This window comes from Usitatibacter palustris (assembly GCF_013003985.1).
Classification (GTDB): Bacteria; Pseudomonadota; Gammaproteobacteria; order Burkholderiales; family Usitatibacteraceae; genus Usitatibacter; species Usitatibacter palustris.
In genome coordinates, this window is the sequence record NZ_CP053073.1 from 749886 (window position 1) to 766719 (window position 16834).

The following is a 16834-nucleotide window of genomic DNA, read 5'->3' on the forward strand; positions in this document are numbered from 1 at the left end:
AATGGGTTGGTAAGGGAGCGTCCATGGGACTGTTTGGCAAGCTCTTTTCCAAGGATCCGACCGCGGACTGGCCCCCTCCCGAGGGCCGGCTACCGGCTTTTGACCCCTCCACGGGCAAGTTCGGACCCCTGCGTTTCGGCGACCCCCTGGAGGCCGCCCGGGCCCTCGGCAAGCCCCTTTCCTACGAGGGCGGGACCAACATGGCCATCCTCAAGTACGCGAGCGGCGTGACGCTCGATTTCGAGGACGGCAAGTTCGTGAACCTGTGCTTCAACACCGCCCCGGAGGTTGCCGCGCATGGCGGCCAGCGCCCGGCCGTGGGCAGCGTCGGCGGCCTGCCGGTCTCGGAAGCGACGACGCCGGAAGACGCGATCGGCTGGATGGGGGAACCCGACGAGCGCGAAGAAGACGCCGACGACGACTCGATCGCCTTCACCTACCGACGCGGGAAGATCACCATCTACTTCGAATTCGAGAAGGACGTGGGGCTGTCCTTCCTCGACATCACCGCCGACGACTAATTGCCGCGCTTCATCGAATTGAAGAATTCGTCGTTGTTCTTGGTCGCGCGCAGCTTGTCGAGCAGGAATTCCGTGGCCTCGAGCTCGTCCATGCCGAAGAGGAGCTTGCGAAGCACCCACACCTTCGGGAGGATCTCCGGCGCGATCAGCAGCTCTTCGCGGCGGGTTCCCGAACGGTTCACGTTGATCGAGGGATAGACGCGCTTCTCGGACATCCGGCGATCCAGGTGGATTTCCATGTTGCCCGTGCCCTTGAACTCTTCGTAGATCACGTCGTCCATGCGCGAGCCCGTGTCGATGAGCGCCGTGGCGATGATCGTGAGCGAGCCGCCTTCCTCGACGTTGCGCGCGGCACCGAAGAAACGCTTCGGGCGCTGCAGGGCGTTGGAGTCCACGCCGCCCGTGAGCACCTTGCCGGAGGCGGGCACCACGGTGTTGTAGGCGCGGGCGAGACGCGTGATGGAGTCGAGCAGGATCACGACGTCCTTCTTGTGCTCGACCAGGCGCTTGGCCTTCTCGATCACCATTTCGGCGACCTGAACGTGGCGCGTGGCCGGTTCGTCGAACGTGGAGGCGACGACCTCGCCCTTCACGGTGCGGGTCATTTCCGTCACTTCTTCCGGGCGCTCGTCGATCAGCAGGACGATGAGGACGCACTCGGGGTAGTTCGAGATGATCGCGTGCGCCATGTGCTGCATGAGCACGGTCTTGCCGGCCTTGGGTGGCGAGATGATCAGCCCGCGCTGTCCCTTGCCGATGGGCGCCATGATGTCGATGACGCGGCCGGTGAGGTTCTCCTCGGCCTTGATGTCGCGCTCGAGCTTGAGGACTTCGTCCGGATGCAGCGGCGTGAGGTTCTCGAAGAGGATCTTGCTCTTCGCGTTCTCGGGCGGCTCGCCGTTGACCTTGTCGACCTTGACCAGCGCGAAGTAGCGCTCGCCATCCTTGGGGGTGCGGATCTCGCCTTCGATCGAATCCCCGGTGTGGAGATTGAACCGGCGGATCTGCGAGGGCGACACGTAGATGTCGTCCGGGCCCGCGAGGTACGAGGTGTCGGGCGAACGCAGGAAGCCGAAGCCGTCCTGGAGCACTTCGAGCGTGCCGTCGCCGAAGATCGCCTCGCCTTTCTTGGCGTGGCTCTTCAGCAGCGCGAAGATGAGTTCCTGCTTGCGAAGGCGGTTGGCGCCCTCGAGCTCGACGGCCATCTCGAGCAGTTCGGAGACGTGCTTAAGCTTCAATTCGGATAGGTACATGCCGCGGACCTGCTTGAGGTATGGGAGATCGCCCAAAGGGACCGCTTGGGCGCGGCGGAGAGGCTTCTAAGGGGTGGCCTGGCTGCGGAGGGATGCTGCGGGGTTCTTCTGCGAGCCGTTGCGAACGAACAGCCAGGACGGGGCGAGGTTATCTGCTTTCAGATATTGCTGTCAATGAACGCGGCGAGCTGGGACTTCGAAACGGCGCCGACCTTGGTCGCTTCGATGTTGCCGTTCTTGAAGAGCATGAGCGTCGGGATGCCGCGGATGCCGTACTTGGGCGGCGTGGCCTGGTTCTCGTCGATGTTGAGCTTCGCGATCTTCAGGCGTCCCCGGTATTCCTGCGCGATCTGGTCGAGCGCCGGGGCGATCATCTTGCAGGGGCCGCACCATTCCGCCCAGTAGTCGACCAGGACGGGGGTGTTGGACTGCAGCACTTCGGATTCGAACGTGTCGTCCGTGATGTGGACGATGGTCTCGTTCGCGGAATGCTTCGCTTCGGGTTGGCTCACGGATTGCCTCGCTTCGGGATGGGGTTGGCCGCGGTCGGTGCCTGGGCACAGGGCCAATGGATGACGGTCATTTTAGGTCAATCCCGGGGCGGGGGCAAAGCGGCGGGTTGGGGCGGCCCGGACCCGGCTGATAGAATGTCGGTCCCCGTTTTCCCGCTCTTGCCAAGGCTATTCCATGACGTACGTGGTTACCGAGTCCTGCGTGAAGTGCAAGTACACCGATTGCGTCGATGTATGCCCGGTGGATTGCTTTCGCGAGGGCCCCAACATGCTGGTCATCGATCCGGACGAGTGCATCGACTGCACGCTTTGCGTGGCCGAGTGCCCGGTCGAGGCGATCTTCGCGGAAGACGACGTCCCCGCCGACCAGAAGGACTTCACCGCGCTCAACGCCGAGCTTTCGAAGGTCTGGAAGCCCCTGGTCGAGCGCAAGCCCGCGCCCGCGGATGCGGACGCGTGGAAAGACGTGAAGGCCAAGCGCCACCTCGTCGAGAAGTAAGACCTCCGGACGATCCACCGGGACTTCGGTCCCGCTGGACGCTCCCTCCCTGTAGGAGGAAACTGGCCTTCGCCGATTCCCGGCGCACAGTCCTCCAGGGAGAAAAACCAAGATGCTCAACGTAAAGACGCTTTCCGCCGGCCTCGCGCTGGCGGCCGGGCTCGGGTTTGCCGGCAGCACGTTTGCCGAAAACGCCGCGCTCGATTTCAAGCTCGTGAACAAGACCGGCTACACGATCGAGAAGGTCTACATCAGCCCGTCCAAGAAGGACAGCTGGGGCAAGCCCATCAACGCCAAGCCGATCAAGAACGGCGACCACCTCAACGTGAAGTGGAAGGATGCGGCCAAGGCCCAGGACTATGACCTGCGGGCGGTCTACAAGGATGGCGGCGCGCCGGTCTGGAAGAGCCTCGACCCGACGACTTTCAGCACCCTCACGCTCAAGTGGGACAAGAAGGCGGACAAGACCGTTGCCGTGAAGGAGCGCTAGCCGCCCGCTTCATGCCGGCGAAAAAAAAGGGGGCTCCGGCCCCCTTTTGTTTGGCCCGCGTCATTTACACTCGCCGACGGTTCCGATAAATCCTCAAGGGATAACAAACGACAGGATCGCGACACGGGAACGCGATTCGCGGCGAGGGGGCAGGCCCAATGCAAGGTGCGGAAGGCGATGCGCGGTCCGTGCTTGCCGTTCTCGGCGGGCAGGGCGTCGCTTCTCCTGAGCAACTGCGGGTCGCGCAGGCGCTCATCGAAGTCCTCCCCATCCCCGTCTTCATCAAGAGCCGCGACGGCCGCTACCTGGGCGTGAACAAGGCCTGGGAGGAGTTCTTCGAGATCGAGCGGCAGTCCATCCTCGGCGCCACCGTCGGCGCGCTCTACCCCCAGGCTCCCGCCACTGCCGCACGCCACCAGGCGATGGACGAGGCGCTGTGGGCCATGCCCGGCAGCCAGATGTACGAGATCCCGGTGACCACGCACAGCGGAACGGTGCGCCACACCCTCTACTACAAGGCCACGTTCGCCCGCGCCGACGGCAGCATCGCCGGGCTCATCGGCACGATCGTCGACATCACCGAGCGCAAGCAGGCCGAGCAGCGCGAGGCCATCGAGAGCGCCGTGGCTCGCGAGCTGGGCAGCGGCGATCCCTTGCACGAGGCGATCCGCGGAATCATCCAGGTGATGTGCGAGCGCCTCGATTGGGTGTGCGGCTCGCGCTGGAGCCTCGACGAATCCGACAACACGCTCCATTGCATCGAGTCGTGGAGTGTTTCCGATCCGCGCATCGAGGCCTTCCTGGCCGAAAGCTCGAAGGCAACGTTCACTCCCGGAAAGAGCGGCCTCATCCGCCGCGTGCTCGCGACCGGCCAGCCGGTATGGATCGCCGACGTCACCCTGAAGCAGGATTTCCAGCGCGCCGATCTCGCGGCGCATGCCGGGCTGCGCGGCGCGTTCGCCCTCCCGGTGCTGATGGAGGACCGGGTGCTGGGCGCGATCGAGTTCTACAGCCGCGATGCGCGCGAGCCCGACCGCTGGCTGCTGCAGCTCGCCGCGAGCATCGGCCGCGAAATCGGCCTGCTCATGGCGCGGCGCACGGCCGAGGCGGCGCTGCGCGAAAGCGAAGCGCGCTTCCGCAGCCTCACCGATCTTTCCTCCGACTGGTACTGGGAGCAGGACGAGAACCTGCGCTACACGGCGGTCTCGCGCGGCGTCTACGAATCCTTCGGCCTGTTGCCCGAGGACCTCATCGGCAAGCAGCGCTGGGACGCGGAGATCGTCGGCATCTCGGCCGAGGACTGGGCGAAGCACCGCGCGGTTCTCGATGCGCGCGAGCGTTTCCAGGATCTCGAATACGGACGCAAGGATGCCGCGGGGCGCATCCACTTCATGAGCACGTCGGGGCATCCCGTCTTCGACGAGAACGGCAAGTTCAAGGGCTATCGGGGCATCGGCAAGGACATCACCGAGAGGAAGCTCCAGGAGCAGGCGCTGCGCGACGCGCACGACGAGCTCGAGATGAAGGCCCGCGAGCTCGCGCGTTCCAACGACGAGCTGCAGCAATTCGCCTACGTCGCTTCGCACGACCTGCAGGAACCGTTGCGCATGGTGTCGAGCTATACGCAGCTCATCGTGCGCCGCTACGGCGACAAGCTCGACGGCGACGCCAAGGAGTTCATGGATTTCATCGTCGATGGCGCGGCGCGCATGAAGCAGCTCATCGAGGACCTGCTCGCCTACTCGCGCGTCGGCACGCGCGGCCGCGATTTCCTGCCCATCGACAGCGGCGCGGCCCTCAAGAAGGCGCTCGGCAACGTGCGCGCGGCACAGGAAGCGAGCGGGGCCGTCGTCACGAACGACCGGATGCCCACGGTGCACGCCGACGGCGCGCAGCTCGCGCAGCTCTTCCAGAACCTGCTCGGCAACGCGATGAAGTTCCGCGCCGCGGAGCCGCCTCGCATCCACATCGCGGTCGAGGAGCGCGAGGAGGTCTGGGTGTTCACCGTGACCGACAACGGCATCGGCCTTGATCCGCAGTACGCCGACCGCATCTTCATGATGTTCCAGAGGCTTCACAACAAGGCCGAATACCCGGGCACCGGCATCGGGCTGGCGATCTGCAAGAAGATCGTCGACCGCCATGGCGGGCGCATCTGGGTGGAATCGCAACCCGGCAAGGGCAGCACGTTCGGTTTCACCCTTCCTCGCCTAGACGGAGGATCCCATTCATGACAATCAGAAGAGACGAGGCGCCACCCGTGGAAATCCTGCTCGTAGAAGACAACCCCGGAGACTACCGGCTCACGCTCGAAGCCCTGCGTGAAGGCAAGGTCTACAACAATTTGCATTGGGCGAAGGATGGCGTCGAGGCCATCGAGTTCCTCAAGCGCCGCGGCCCGCACGCCGATGCGCCGCGGCCCGACATCATCCTGCTCGATCTCAACTTGCCGAAGAAGGATGGCCGCGAGGTGCTTTCCGAGATCAAGAGCGATCCGGACCTGCGGCCGATCCCGGTCGTGATCCTCACCACCTCGAAGGCCGAGGAGGACATCCTCAAGAGCTACGACCTCAACGCGAACTGCTACGTCACCAAGCCCGTCGACCTCGACAAGTTCATCGTCGTCGTGCAGTCGATCGACCGGTTCTGGCTCACGATCGCGACCCTGCCCCCGGGAAGATGAAAGCCGAAGAGCCTGGCACGTCCGTCCTCCTGATCGAGGACAACCCCGGAGACGCTCGCCTCATCGAGGAGATGCTCTCCGAGGATCCGGCCACGCCCTTTCGGCTGCGCACGGCCGATCGGCTGCAGCGCGGGCTGGAGTTGTTGTCGCTGAAAGGCACGGAACTCGTCCTGCTCGATCTTTCGCTGCCCGACAGCCATGGCCTGGACACCTTCTCGAAGGTGTACGCGCATTCGCCGAAGGTGCCGATCATCGTGCTCTCGGGCAACGACGACCAGGCGCTCGCCCTCTACGCGGTGAAGAGCGGCGCGCAGGACTACCTCGTGAAGGGCAAGATCGATCGCGAGCTGCTGCTACGCGCGATGCAGTACTCCATCGAGCGCAAGCACTACCAGGAGGAGCTCGAGCGGCAGGCGAACTACGACGGCCTCACGGGGCTGCCCAACCGCCATCTTCTCCACGACCGCCTCAGGCAGGCGGTCTTCGCGCAGCGCAACGTGCGCTCGGTCGCGGTCGTGTTCATCGACCTCGACCACTTCAAGGTCATCAACGATTCCCTCGGCCACAACTTCGGCGACGAAGTGCTGCGCCATGTCGCCGAGCGCATCCAGTCGGCCGTGCGCGATGGCGACACCGTCGCCCGCCTCGGCGGCGACGAATTCGTGCTGATCCTCAACGACCAGACGCGCGAGGACGTGATCTTCCGCACGATGCGCCGGATCATGTCCAAGGTGAGCGAGCCCATCAACGTGGCCGATCGCGAACTGAACGTCACCTGCAGCGCGGGCATCAGCCTGTATCCGCAGGACGGGCCGGACGTGCCCACGCTCCTCAAGAACGCCGATGCGGCGATGTACCGCGCGAAATCGCAGGGCCGCAACACGTTCCAGTTCTACACGGCGGAGATGAACGAGCTCGCCAACGAGCGCCTCTCGATGGAGCAGAGCCTGCGGCGCGCGCTCGAGCGCGACGAGCTGCTGCTGCATTTCCAGCCGCGGGTGAACCTGCGCACGGGCAATGTCGACGCGGTCGAGGCGCTGGTTCGCTGGAAGCATCCGACGCGCGGCCTGATCCTGCCCGATCGCTTCATCGCGCTCGCGGAGGAGACGGGCCTCATCGTGCCGATCGGCGAGTGGGTGCTGCGCAGCGCCTGCGCGCAGGGCCAGCGCTGGCGCGAAGCGGGCTTCACGCCCATCGTGATGTCGGTGAACCTCTCGGCGCGGCAACTGTGGAACGGCGGCCTCGTGCGCATGGTCGATGACGTGCTCACCGACACCGGCATGGACGGCTTCCTCGAGCTCGAGCTCACCGAGAGCATGGTGATGCACGACGCGGAGAACGTGATCTCGGCGCTCGAAGGCCTGAAGGGCATCGGCGTGCGGCTCTCGGTGGACGACTTCGGCACCGGCTACTCGAGCCTGAGCTACCTGAAGCGCCTCCCGATCCACGCGCTCAAGATCGACGGTTCCTTCGTGCGCGACATCGATGCCTCCGGCGGGCCCGACGACGGCCTGCTCGCGCGCGCCATCATCTCGCTCGGCCACAGCCTGCACCTCAAGGTGATCGCCGAGGGCGTGGAGACGGAAGCGCAGCGCGCGTTCCTGAGGGCGCACGAGTGCGACGAGATGCAGGGCTACTTCTTCAGCAAGCCGATGCCGCCGGAGGAGTGCGAGAAAATCCTGCCGCGGACCACGCCGCGGTAGCTCAGTCGTACAGCCCGGCCTTGGCCTTCCCGCCGAAGATGCGGTACGAGACGATCGTGTAGCCGATGATGAACGGCAGCACGATCGCGGTGCCGATGAAGGTGAACCTCAGCGCGGTCGGATGCGCCGCGGCTTCCCAGAGCGTGAGGCGGTCGATCACGACATAGGGAAAGAGGCTGTAGGCGAGGCCCATCATCGCGAGGACGAAGACCACGACCGTCCCCATGAAGGGCCGCCAATGGCTGGCCTTCGAGCCGCCTTCGAGCCGCCCCACCTCGCGCCACGTCCAGAGCCACGCGAGCCCGCAGCCGATGGGCAGCACCATCACGAAGAGGGTGCGCGGGAAGTCGAACCACTTGTCGCGCACGGTCTCGCTCACGAGCGGCGTGGCGGCACTCACCAGCGCGATGGCGAACGCGACCCAGAGCAGGCCCCAGCGCGCCCAGGCAAATGACTTCTTCTGCAGCGGGCCCTCGGTCTTGCCGATAAGCCAGGTGGCACCGAGCAGCACGTAGCCGCCGCACACACTTGCGCCGCACAGCACCGCGAAGGCGAGATAGAAGAAGCCGCTTTCGAAGCCGGTGATGTAGCGGCCGAGCATGGCGCCCTGGAAGAACGACGCGATGAACGAGCCCGCCCAGAAGAGCCAGTTCCACAGCTCGCGGTGCCAGCCTTGGGCTTTCATGCGGAATTCGAAGGCGACGCCGCGCAGCATGATGCCGATGAGCATCGCGACCGCCAGCAGGTAGAGCGATTGCAGCACCACGCCGTGCGCGACCGGGAAAGCGATCAGCAATACGCCCACGCCCAGCACGAGCCAGGTTTCGTTCGCATCCCAGAACGGCCCGATCGACGACACCATCACGGACTGTTCCTTCTCGGTCGCGGCGGGCATGAGCATGCCCACGCCGAGGTCGAAGCCGTCGAGCACCACGTAGACGAGGACCGCGAGGCCCATGATGAAGAAGAAAACCAGCGGGAGGATGTCCATGGTCACTCCGCGGCGCGCGCTACCGGCATGGCGGCGGCGACCGGGTCGGGAGGCAGGTTGCCCGCGCCTTCGCCGGCGAGGTGGGTCAGCACGATCATGTACGCGATGAACATGCCGATGTAGGTGAGGACGTAGAGCGTGATCGACGCGCCGAGCTGTGCGCCGGTGATTTCACCGACGGCCTGCGAGGTGCGCAGGATGCCCTGCACGAGCCACGGCTGGCGGCCCATCTCGGTGACGATCCAGCCGCAGAGCGTGGCGATCCATCCGGAGAAGGTGAATCCCGCGAAGGTCCAGAGCAGCCATCGCGGCACCACGCGCTCGCGGCGCGACATCCAGACGCCGAACCAGGCGAGTGCCAGCATCAGCACGCCCAGGCCCACCATCGCGCGGAAAGCGAAGAACACCGGAGCGACGGGCGGGATGTCGTCGCCGAATTCGTTGAGGCCCTTCAGTTCGCCGTGCTTGTCATGGGTGAGGATGAGGGCCGCGCCGTAGGGAAGTTCGATCGCGTAGTCGTTGGTGCGCGTCTTCTGGTTGGGGATGGCGAAGAGCACGAGCGGCGCGCCTTTCTCGGTATGCCAGAGCGCTTCCATGGCCGCGACCTTTGCGGGCTGGTGCTTGAGGGTATTGAGCCCATGCTGATCACCGACGAACGCCTGGATGGGCGCGAGGATCGCGGCCACCACGATGCCCGCGCGCAGCGTCTTTCTCGCGCTCGTGTCCTTGGGCGCCTTGAGCAGCCGCCAGGAAGAGAGACCGGCGATCACGAAGCTCGCCGTGAGCCCCGAGGCCAGCATCATGTGGAAGAAGCGGTACGGGAACGACGGATTGAAGATCACGTCGATCCAGCTTCCCGCGATCCACTGCCCGTCGGCGAAGATGTGGCCCGTCGGTGTCTGCATCCAGGAGTTGAGCGCGAGGATCCAGAAGGCCGAAAGCGAGGTGCCCAGCGCCACCAGCGCGGTCGCGGTGATGTGCAGCCAATCGGGCACGCGGTTCATGCCGAAGAGCATCACGCCCAGGAACGTCGCTTCGAGGAAGAACGCGGTGAGCACTTCGTAGCCGAGCAGCGGACCGGCGATCGCGCCGACGTGTTTCATGAAGCCCGGCCAGTTCGTGCCGAACTGGAACGACATCACGATTCCCGTGACCACGCCCATCGCGAAGGTGAGCGCGAAGACTTTCGTCCAGAGCTTGTAGGTGAGCAGCAGCGCGGGGTCGCGCGTGCGCTGGTACTGGATGCGGAAGCCGAGCAGGAACCACGCGAGCGCGATCGTGAGCGTGGGAAAGAGAATGTGGAACGCGATGTTCAGCCCGAACTGGGCACGGGCGAGGACGAGGGCTTCTTCCATGGGCGCGTTCTTTTTTGGAGTCCCTGATGGACCCATTCTACGCCCGCGCCACTATCATGGAGGCCCATGTCGAACCCCTTCCCCGAAATCGATCGCGACGAACTGCTCGAACGCCTGGAGCAGGGCGGCGAACGTGCGGTCACGGTGCTCACGCCGAACCGGCGTCTCGCGCAGTCGCTCGAGGCCGAGGTCGATCGCCGCCACCTCGCGGCGGGACGCGCGCACTGGGACGCCGCGGACATCCTCGCGTTCGACCATTTTCTTGCGCGTTGCCACGAGGAAGCGCTGTACTCGGCCCGGGGTGCGGACGTGCCCTCGCTGCTGTCGGAGGCGGCCGCGCGCATCCTCTGGGAAGAGGCGATCGGCCAGAGCCGGTGGAAGGATGGCCTGCTCTCGCTGCCGGCAGCGGCTGCGCTGGCCTCGGAGGCCTGGGCACTTGCGCACGACTGGCGCATCCAGGGCGCGCTGCGCTCCGAGCAATCGAGCGAGGACGCCGAAGCGTTCGCGGAGTGGGCGACGCACTACGCGCGGCGCACGGATCGGGAAAACGTCATCGATTCGGCACGGCTTCCCGCTTCGGTCGCCAGGTACTGGGCGGAAAAGATGATCGCGCCGCCGGCGGCCATCGCGCTCTATGCCTTCGATGTCATCAAGCCGCAGCAGGCGGACCTGCTGTCGACTTGCGCGGGAATGGGCACGCAAGTGTTCCTCTGCCAACCCGCGAGGCACGAGGCGACCCTGCGGCGCGTGGTGATCGAGACGCCGCGCGAGGAAATCGAGCAGGCGGCACGCTGGGCTCGCGCGCGCCTCGAGGCGGCGGATCCCGCGCGTGCGCCGCGGATCGCGGTCGTCGTGCCCGAGCTCTCCGCGCGCCGCCGCGAAGTGGTGCGGATCTTCGCGCGCACGTTCGCGCCCAACGGCTCGCTGGCTTCTCGCTCGGGCGCCCCTTATTTCAACCTTTCGCTCGGCGAGCCGCTCACCGAGTACCCGCTCGTCGATGCGGCGCTCACGCTGCTCGAGATCGCCACGCAGGCGGTCGCCTACGACCGGGCGAGCCGCCTCATACGCTCGCCCTTCCTCGCGGACGCGGAAGCGGAAGTGGCCGGACGCGCGCGGCTCGACGCCGCGCTTCGCAGGATTGCGCCCGGAGCGCTCAACGCGGTGCACCTGCGCCGCGTCGCTCCCGAGGGCGTGAAGCGCGGCGCCCCGCCATGCCGCGGGTTCATCGAACTGCTCGAGCGCGTGATCGAGAAGTCCCAGGACAACGCGCCCGCCAGCGCGCACACCTGGGCGCGGCGATTCAATGAAATCCTTCGGGCGGCGGGGTTTCCGGGCGAGCGTTCGCTCGACTCGGTCGAATACCAGGCGCTCGAGCGGTGGCGCGAGTCGCTCGCCGAGTTCGCCGCGCTCGGTTCCATCGCCACGCACTGGAGCGGTCGCGAAGCGCGGGCGCGACTCGTGCGCCTGTGCCGCGAGACCGTGTTCCAGCCCCGGTCCGGACAGGCGCCCGTCCAGGTGCTGGGCATTCTCGAATCCGCGGGCCTCACGTTCGACCACCTCTGGGTGAGCGGCCTCACCGAGGACGCCTGGCCCATCGCGTCGCGCGCGCATCCGCTGATCGCGCCCGCGCTGCAGCGCCGCGCCGGCATTCCGCAGGCAAGCCCCGAGGAGGCACTCGAGTTCGACCGGCGCATCACGACGGGGTGGAGAGTTGCCGCACCCGAAGTGGTCTTCAGCAGCGCGCGCGCCGACGGCGATCGCGAACTCGTCGCCAGCCCGCTCGTCGCGGACGTGACGAAGTCCGACGACCTCGAGGCGCTCGCCATTCCGAAGTTCATCGAGCTGCGGCGCCAGATCCTCGCGAAGCGAAAGGACGCGATGTCGAAGACGCAGGACGACATCGGCCCCGCGTTGCCGACACCGTTCGCGAAAGGCGGCACCAACATCCTCGTCGACCAGGCGGCCTGCCCCTTCCGCGCGTTCGCGCACTACCGCCTGGGCGCGCGCGAGCTGGAAGCGCCGGCATCGGGCCTCGCGCCGATGGAACGGGGAACGCTGTTGCACGAGATGATGGGCAAGCTGTGGGAGGCGGTGAAGGATTCCGCCACGCTCGTGTCGATGGATGACGCGGCGCTCGCGAAGCACATCGACGAAGCCGCGGCGCACGCGGTCCGCAAAGTGCAGGAGGATCGGCCCGGGCGGCTCGACGGCCGATTCGCGGACCTCGAGCGCGAACGGATCGCGGCCCTCGCGCGGGAATGGCTCGCGATCGAGAAGACGCGCGCGCCGTTTCGTGTCCACCAGCGCGAGGAAAAATGGAAGCTCCACGCGGGCGGCGTCGAGATCGACGGACGCATCGATCGCGTCGACGAGTTGGCCGGCGGCGGCCTCGCCGTCATCGACTACAAGACGGGACGCGTGTCCGCGGCGGACTGGAACGGCGAGCGTCCCGACAACGCGCAGATGCCGCTGTACGCGCTGGCGGCCGATCGCGAGCGGCTGCACGCGGTGGCCTTCGCGAGCCTCAAGACCGGCGACCTTCGTTTCGTCGGCGTCTCGCGCGACGAGAACATCCTGCCGAAGGTGAAGACGCCGACCGAGGTGCAGGGCGGATCCTGGGACGCGATGCTGCAGAAATGGCGCGTCGTCGTCGATCGCCTCGGTGCCGATTTCGCCGCCGGCCAGGCGACGGTCGATCCCAAGGAACTGCTCACGACGTGCCGGCGCTGCGACCTGAAGACGCTCTGCCGCGTTCACGAGCGCCTGAGCCCGCTCGACGAGGGCGACGAGCTCGACGATGCCGGCGAGGAGAAAGCTGAATGAGCGAGGCCATCGACATCGTCGATGCCGCCGAGCGCGAAGCCGCGCTCGACCCGCGCCGCTCGATCATCGTCCAGGCCCCCGCCGGGTCGGGCAAGACGGGCCTGCTCATCCAACGCTTCCTGCGGCTGCTCGCGACGGTGTCGAAGCCCGAGGAGGTGCTCGCGATCACGTTCACGCGCAAGGCCGCGGCGGAAATGCGGCGGCGCGTGCTCGAGGCATTCGCCGCGGCCCGCGATGGCGAGAAGCCGGAGGACGAGAACAAGGCGCTGACCTGGCTGCTCGCCCGCGACGTGCTCGCGCGCGATGCGGAGAAACGATGGGGACTGCTGGACAACGCCGCGCGCCTTCGCATCCAGACGATCGATTCGCTCTGCGCCTCGCTTGCGCGGCAGATGCCCGTGCTCTCGGGCCTGGGCGCGCCGCCCGCGATCGTCGAGGATGCGCGCGACCTCTATCGCGAAGCGGCGCAGCGCACGCTGGCACGCGTGAACGAAGGCGATGCGGACGTCGCGCGCGTGGTCGCCCACCTCGACGGCGATTGGGAGATGGCGAGCTTCCTGCTCGAGAACATGCTTTCGCGGCGCGACCAGTGGCTGCGCCGCGTCGCGGGCGTGAAGGCCGGCGGCGCGACGCGCGCGGCGCTGGAGGAGGCGATGCGCAGCGAACGCTCGCGGGTCATGCAGCGCGCGCGCCGCATCCTGCCGCCCGCAATCGAAAGGGATTTCTGCGAGCTCGTGCGCTTTGCGGCGAGCAACATCGCGATCGAAAAGCCGCACGCCCCGCTCGCGAAGCTCGACAAGCTCGCAGGCTATCCGCCCCTCGACGAGACGGGCGCCGGGGCGTGGATGGAGATCGCGAACCTCCTGCTGACCTCGCCCAAGGGCCAGGAGGTCAACGTCCGCAAGACGGTGAACGTCTCGCAGGGCTTCCCGGCGGGCAAGGGGCCGCAGGCGAGATTCAAGGAGCGGATGATCGAGCTCCTCGAAGCCTTCGCCGCCATGGACGGCTTCATCGAACCCTTGCACGCGCTGCGAACCATGCCGCCGTCCGCGTTCAGCGAGGAGCAATGGGCCGCGTTGGGCTCGGTCGTCGAGATGCTCCCGCGCGCGGCCGCGGAGCTGCAGGTCGTGTTCGCCGAACGCGGCGAGATCGACTTCACCGGCATCGCGCAGGCCGCGGTCCAGGCGCTCGGCACGGAGGACGAACCCACGAACCTCCTCCTCGCCCTCGACGTGAAGCTCCAGCACTTGCTCGTGGACGAATTCCAGGACACGTCGCACGGGCAGTGGGAGCTTCTCACGCGGCTCACCTCCGGTTGGCAGCCCGACGACGGGCGCACGGTGTTCCTCGTGGGCGATCCGATGCAGTCGATCTACCGGTTCCGCGAGGCCGACGTGTCGCTGTTCCTGCGCGCCCGCAGCCAGGGGTTGCCGCAGGTAGCCCTCGCGGACCTGCGACTCGCGACCAACTTCCGTTCCCAGGCCGGCGTGGTCGAGTGGGTCAACAAGAGCTTCCGCGCGATCCTCCCGCGCGAGGAAGATCCGGACGAGGGCGCGGTGCCGTACTCCGATTCGAGTGCGAAGCATCCGCTGGAACCGGGACCGGCGGTGCAATGGCATCCCTTCCTCGGGACCGACATGGCGCTCGCGCAGGAGCGCGAGGCGGTGCGCGTCGTCGAAGTGGTGAAGGCCGCGCTCGTGGCGGACGCGTCACAGACGATCGCGATCCTCGTGCGCAACCGCTCGAACCTCGACAGCATCGTGCCGGCGATGCGCAAGGCGAACATCCGCTTCCGGGCCGTGGAGATCGAACAACTCGAGGGGCGCCAGGTCATCCAGGATCTTCTCGCGGTCACGCGCGCGCTTTCGCATCCGGCCGATCGCGTGGCCTGGCTCGGCGTGCTGCGCGCGCCGTGGTGCGCGCTCACGCTCGCCGACCTGCTCGCGCTGACCGGGCCGCTGCTGTCGAGCGAAGGCGCGCGCGAGACGCTGTGGGAGCTGATGGCGGATCCGTCGAAGCTCGAGGGTGTGTCCGCAGATGGCCGCGCGCGCATCGCCCGCGTGCGCGACACGCTTGCGCCGTTCATCGAACAGCGCCTGCGCGGCACGCTGCGCGAGCGCGTGGAATCCGCGTGGCTCGCCCTGGGGGGCCCCGCGTGCGCGTTCTCCGAATCCGATCTCGAGGACGCGGAGACCTATTTCGACCAGCTCGATCGGCTGCAGCGTGCGGGCGAGTTGCCGGACGTGGCGGTCCTTGCCGAGAAGCTGCAGCGCCTCTACGCCGCGCCCGACACCGGCGAGGAAGCGCGCGTCCAGGTGATGACGATCCACAAGGCGAAGGGCCTGGAGTTCGACACGGTGATCGTGCCGGGCCTGCATCGCGCGCCGCGGATTTCGGACCGGCCGCTCTTCGCGTGGAAATCGCGTGCCGACGGCACGATCCTCATGGCGCCGGTGCGGCCCACGCGGATGGAAGGAGAACCGGCCTACGACTACCTGCGCGGGCTTTCGAAAGCCGCCGAGCAGCACGAGCTCGAGCGCGTGCTCTACGTGGCTGCGACGCGCGCCGCGAAGCGGCTGCACCTCATGGGCTACGCACGGCTGAAGACGGAGGATGGAACGATCCGCCGTCCGCCCAGCACGACGCTCCTCGGCAAGGCGTGGTCGGTTGCGGAGCCGGCCTTTTGCGACGCGATCCCGCAGTTCCTCGCCGGCGCGGGCGAGAAGAAGCCCAAGGACACGATCCGCACGGACCTGCGCAGGCTCGATCCCACGCGGCTCGCGATGGAAGTTCCCGAGCCCGCCTGGGAGCCTCCGCCCTCGCCGGAGGACACGTCGTCGTCGATCGCCTTCATCTGGGTGAAGGACGATGCGCGCCACGTGGGCACGCTCACGCACCGGTGGCTGCAGCGCATCGCGGTCGAGGGCCTCGCGTCCTGGGACGCGTCGCGGATCGCGGCGCTCGCGCAGCGCGTGACGCGAGAACTCGCATCGCGCGGCGTTGCGCCGGAGGACCTGCCGCGCGCGACTTCGCGAGTGATCGATTCCCTGCAGGGCGCGATCTCCGATCCTCGCGGACGCTGGGTCCTCGCTCCGTACGCCGACGCCCGCTGCGAGTACCGCATCCGCGTCGCAGGCCCCGACGGCGTGCGGCTGCTGGTGATCGATCGCATCTTCACCGAGGGCGATCGGCGCTGGATCGTCGATTACAAGACCTCGTCGCACGAAGGCGGCGAGCTCGAAGCCTTCCTCGACAGCGAGCGCACGCGCTATTCGGAGCAGATGGCGCGTTACGCGCCCGCGTTCGACGGCGCGGCCGGCAGCATGGGCCTGTACTTCCCGTTGGTGAAGGGATGGCGGGAGTGGACGGCGTGACCTTGCCCGAAGATCTATCGCTCATCAGCGCGAAGACGCTGGAGCACTACAACGAACGCGCCGTCGAGTTCTGGAACGGGACGCGCGACCACGACGTGAAGCAGAACATCGAGGCGCTGCTTCGCCACATCCAGGGCACGCCGCCATTCGTTGTCCTCGATTTTGGATGCGGCCCGGGACGCGACCTGGCGGCCTTTCGCGGCCTCGGTCACGAGGCGATCGGGCTCGAGGGTTCGCCGGCACTGGCCGCGATGGCGCGCGAGCACAGTGGCTGCGAAGTCCGGGAACAGGATTTCCTCGCGCTGCAGCTGCCCGCGGCTCGCTTCGACGGGATCTTCGCCAACGCGTCGCTCTTCCACGTGCCGCGGCAAGAGCTGCCGCGCGTGCTTCGCGAATTGCACGCCGCGCTCAAGCCCGGGGGCGTGCTCTTCGCCTCGAATCCCCGCGGCCAGAACGAGGAAGGCTGGAACCGCGGCCGCTACGGCAGCTATCACGACCTCGACACATGGCGCGCGTTCCTCGAAGCTGCGGCGTTCGCCGAGCTGGAGCACTACTACCGGCCTCCGGGATTGCCCCCCGAGCAACAGCCTTGGCTGGCGAGCGTCTGGCGGGCGGTTGCCGCGCCCTGAC

The 16834-nt window shown here is 67.0% G+C and carries 13 protein-coding genes; 9 read left to right on the plus strand and 4 right to left on the minus strand.

What is annotated here, in order from left to right; genetic code table 11:
* The first annotated feature begins 23 nt into the window (after positions 1-23).
* A complete protein-coding gene (locus tag DSM104440_RS03965; protein WP_171160772.1) occupies positions 24-521 on the plus strand; it encodes a hypothetical protein in 498 nt (165 codons plus the stop codon).
* On the opposite strand, the gene rho is transcribed toward DSM104440_RS03965, so the two are convergent.
* Both rho and trxA read right to left on the minus strand, forming a co-directional pair.
* Complete coding sequence (rho, locus tag DSM104440_RS03970) at positions 518-1774, minus strand: transcription termination factor Rho (RefSeq protein WP_171160773.1); 1257 nt, start codon at positions 1772-1774, stop codon at positions 518-520. The two genes, DSM104440_RS03965 and rho, sit on opposite strands and share 4 nt — an antisense overlap.
* Before the next feature lie 158 nt (positions 1775-1932).
* The gene (gene trxA, locus DSM104440_RS03975; protein ID WP_171160775.1) at positions 1933-2286 is read right to left on the minus strand and encodes a thioredoxin TrxA; all 354 of its coding nucleotides are present in this window, start codon (positions 2284-2286) and stop codon (positions 1933-1935) included.
* Between the two features lie 175 nt (positions 2287-2461).
* On the opposite strand from trxA, the gene fdxA reads away from it, so the two are divergent.
* The 5 genes from fdxA (at position 2462) to DSM104440_RS04000 (ending at position 7661) form a co-directional block, all read left to right on the plus strand.
* Positions 2462-2785: a ferredoxin FdxA gene (gene fdxA / locus DSM104440_RS03980; protein WP_171160776.1), complete on the plus strand. Its 324-nt coding sequence runs from the start codon at positions 2462-2464 to the stop codon at positions 2783-2785.
* Between the two features lie 112 nt (positions 2786-2897).
* A complete protein-coding gene (locus DSM104440_RS03985; RefSeq protein ID WP_171160778.1) occupies positions 2898-3275 on the plus strand; it encodes a hypothetical protein in 378 nt (125 codons plus the stop codon).
* A 188-nt stretch (positions 3276-3463) separates the two neighbouring features.
* Entirely contained in the window at positions 3464-5509 is a 2046-nt protein-coding gene (locus DSM104440_RS03990) for an ATP-binding protein (protein ID WP_171160779.1), read from the plus strand.
* Complete coding sequence (locus DSM104440_RS03995; RefSeq protein WP_171160780.1) at positions 5506-5958, plus strand: response regulator; 453 nt, start codon at positions 5506-5508, stop codon at positions 5956-5958. The genes DSM104440_RS03990 and DSM104440_RS03995 overlap by 4 nt, the downstream gene beginning before the upstream one ends.
* Positions 5955-7661 carry a putative bifunctional diguanylate cyclase/phosphodiesterase gene (locus tag DSM104440_RS04000; protein WP_171160781.1) on the plus strand — a complete coding sequence of 569 codons (1707 nt, stop codon included), beginning with the start codon at positions 5955-5957 and terminating at the stop codon, positions 7659-7661. Before DSM104440_RS03995 ends, DSM104440_RS04000 begins: the two co-directional genes overlap by 4 nt.
* Position 7662: 1 nt before the next feature.
* Here DSM104440_RS04000 and DSM104440_RS04005 read toward each other — a convergent pair whose 3' ends face one another.
* Positions 7663-8652: a cytochrome d ubiquinol oxidase subunit II gene (locus DSM104440_RS04005; RefSeq protein ID WP_171160782.1), complete on the minus strand. Its 990-nt coding sequence runs from the start codon at positions 8650-8652 to the stop codon at positions 7663-7665.
* Between the two features lie 2 nt (positions 8653-8654).
* Entirely contained in the window at positions 8655-10007 is a 1353-nt protein-coding gene (locus tag DSM104440_RS04010) for a cytochrome ubiquinol oxidase subunit I (RefSeq protein WP_171160783.1), read from the minus strand.
* A 66-nt stretch (positions 10008-10073) separates the two neighbouring features.
* Between DSM104440_RS04010 and DSM104440_RS04015 the strand changes: the two genes are divergently transcribed.
* From DSM104440_RS04015 to DSM104440_RS04025, 3 genes are read left to right on the plus strand one after another with little or no spacing between them, the layout of a single operon-like run.
* Positions 10074-12830, plus strand: coding sequence for a PD-(D/E)XK nuclease family protein (locus DSM104440_RS04015; RefSeq protein WP_171160784.1), 2757 nt, complete (start codon positions 10074-10076; stop codon positions 12828-12830).
* On the plus strand, positions 12827-16204 hold the full coding sequence (locus tag DSM104440_RS04020; RefSeq protein WP_171160785.1) for a UvrD-helicase domain-containing protein: 3378 nt from the start codon (positions 12827-12829) through the stop codon (positions 16202-16204). Before DSM104440_RS04015 ends, DSM104440_RS04020 begins: the two co-directional genes overlap by 4 nt.
* Positions 16201-16833, plus strand: coding sequence for a class I SAM-dependent methyltransferase (locus tag DSM104440_RS04025; RefSeq protein WP_171160786.1), 633 nt, complete (start codon positions 16201-16203; stop codon positions 16831-16833). Before DSM104440_RS04020 ends, DSM104440_RS04025 begins: the two co-directional genes overlap by 4 nt.
* The last annotated feature ends 1 nt before the right edge of the window (position 16834 follow it).

Bases quoted from the DNA above. Each gene is read 5' to 3' on its own strand.
- DSM104440_RS03965 (WP_171160772.1), top strand. From the start codon at position 24: ATGGGACTGTTTGGCAAGCTCTTTTCCAAGGATCCGACCGCGGACTGG.
- rho (WP_171160773.1), bottom strand. From the start codon at position 1,774: ATGTACCTATCCGAATTGAAGCTTAAGCACGTCTCCGAACTGCTCGAG.
- fdxA (WP_171160776.1), top strand. From the start codon at position 2,462: ATGACGTACGTGGTTACCGAGTCCTGCGTGAAGTGCAAGTACACCGAT.
- DSM104440_RS03985 (WP_171160778.1), top strand. From the start codon at position 2,898: ATGCTCAACGTAAAGACGCTTTCCGCCGGCCTCGCGCTGGCGGCCGGG.
- DSM104440_RS03995 (WP_171160780.1), top strand. From the start codon at position 5,506: ATGACAATCAGAAGAGACGAGGCGCCACCCGTGGAAATCCTGCTCGTA.
- DSM104440_RS04000 (WP_171160781.1), top strand. From the start codon at position 5,955: ATGAAAGCCGAAGAGCCTGGCACGTCCGTCCTCCTGATCGAGGACAAC.
- DSM104440_RS04005 (WP_171160782.1), bottom strand. From the start codon at position 8,652: ATGGACATCCTCCCGCTGGTTTTCTTCTTCATCATGGGCCTCGCGGTC.
- DSM104440_RS04010 (WP_171160783.1), bottom strand. From the start codon at position 10,007: ATGGAAGAAGCCCTCGTCCTCGCCCGTGCCCAGTTCGGGCTGAACATC.
- DSM104440_RS04015 (WP_171160784.1), top strand. From the start codon at position 10,074: ATGTCGAACCCCTTCCCCGAAATCGATCGCGACGAACTGCTCGAACGC.
- DSM104440_RS04020 (WP_171160785.1), top strand. From the start codon at position 12,827: ATGAGCGAGGCCATCGACATCGTCGATGCCGCCGAGCGCGAAGCCGCG.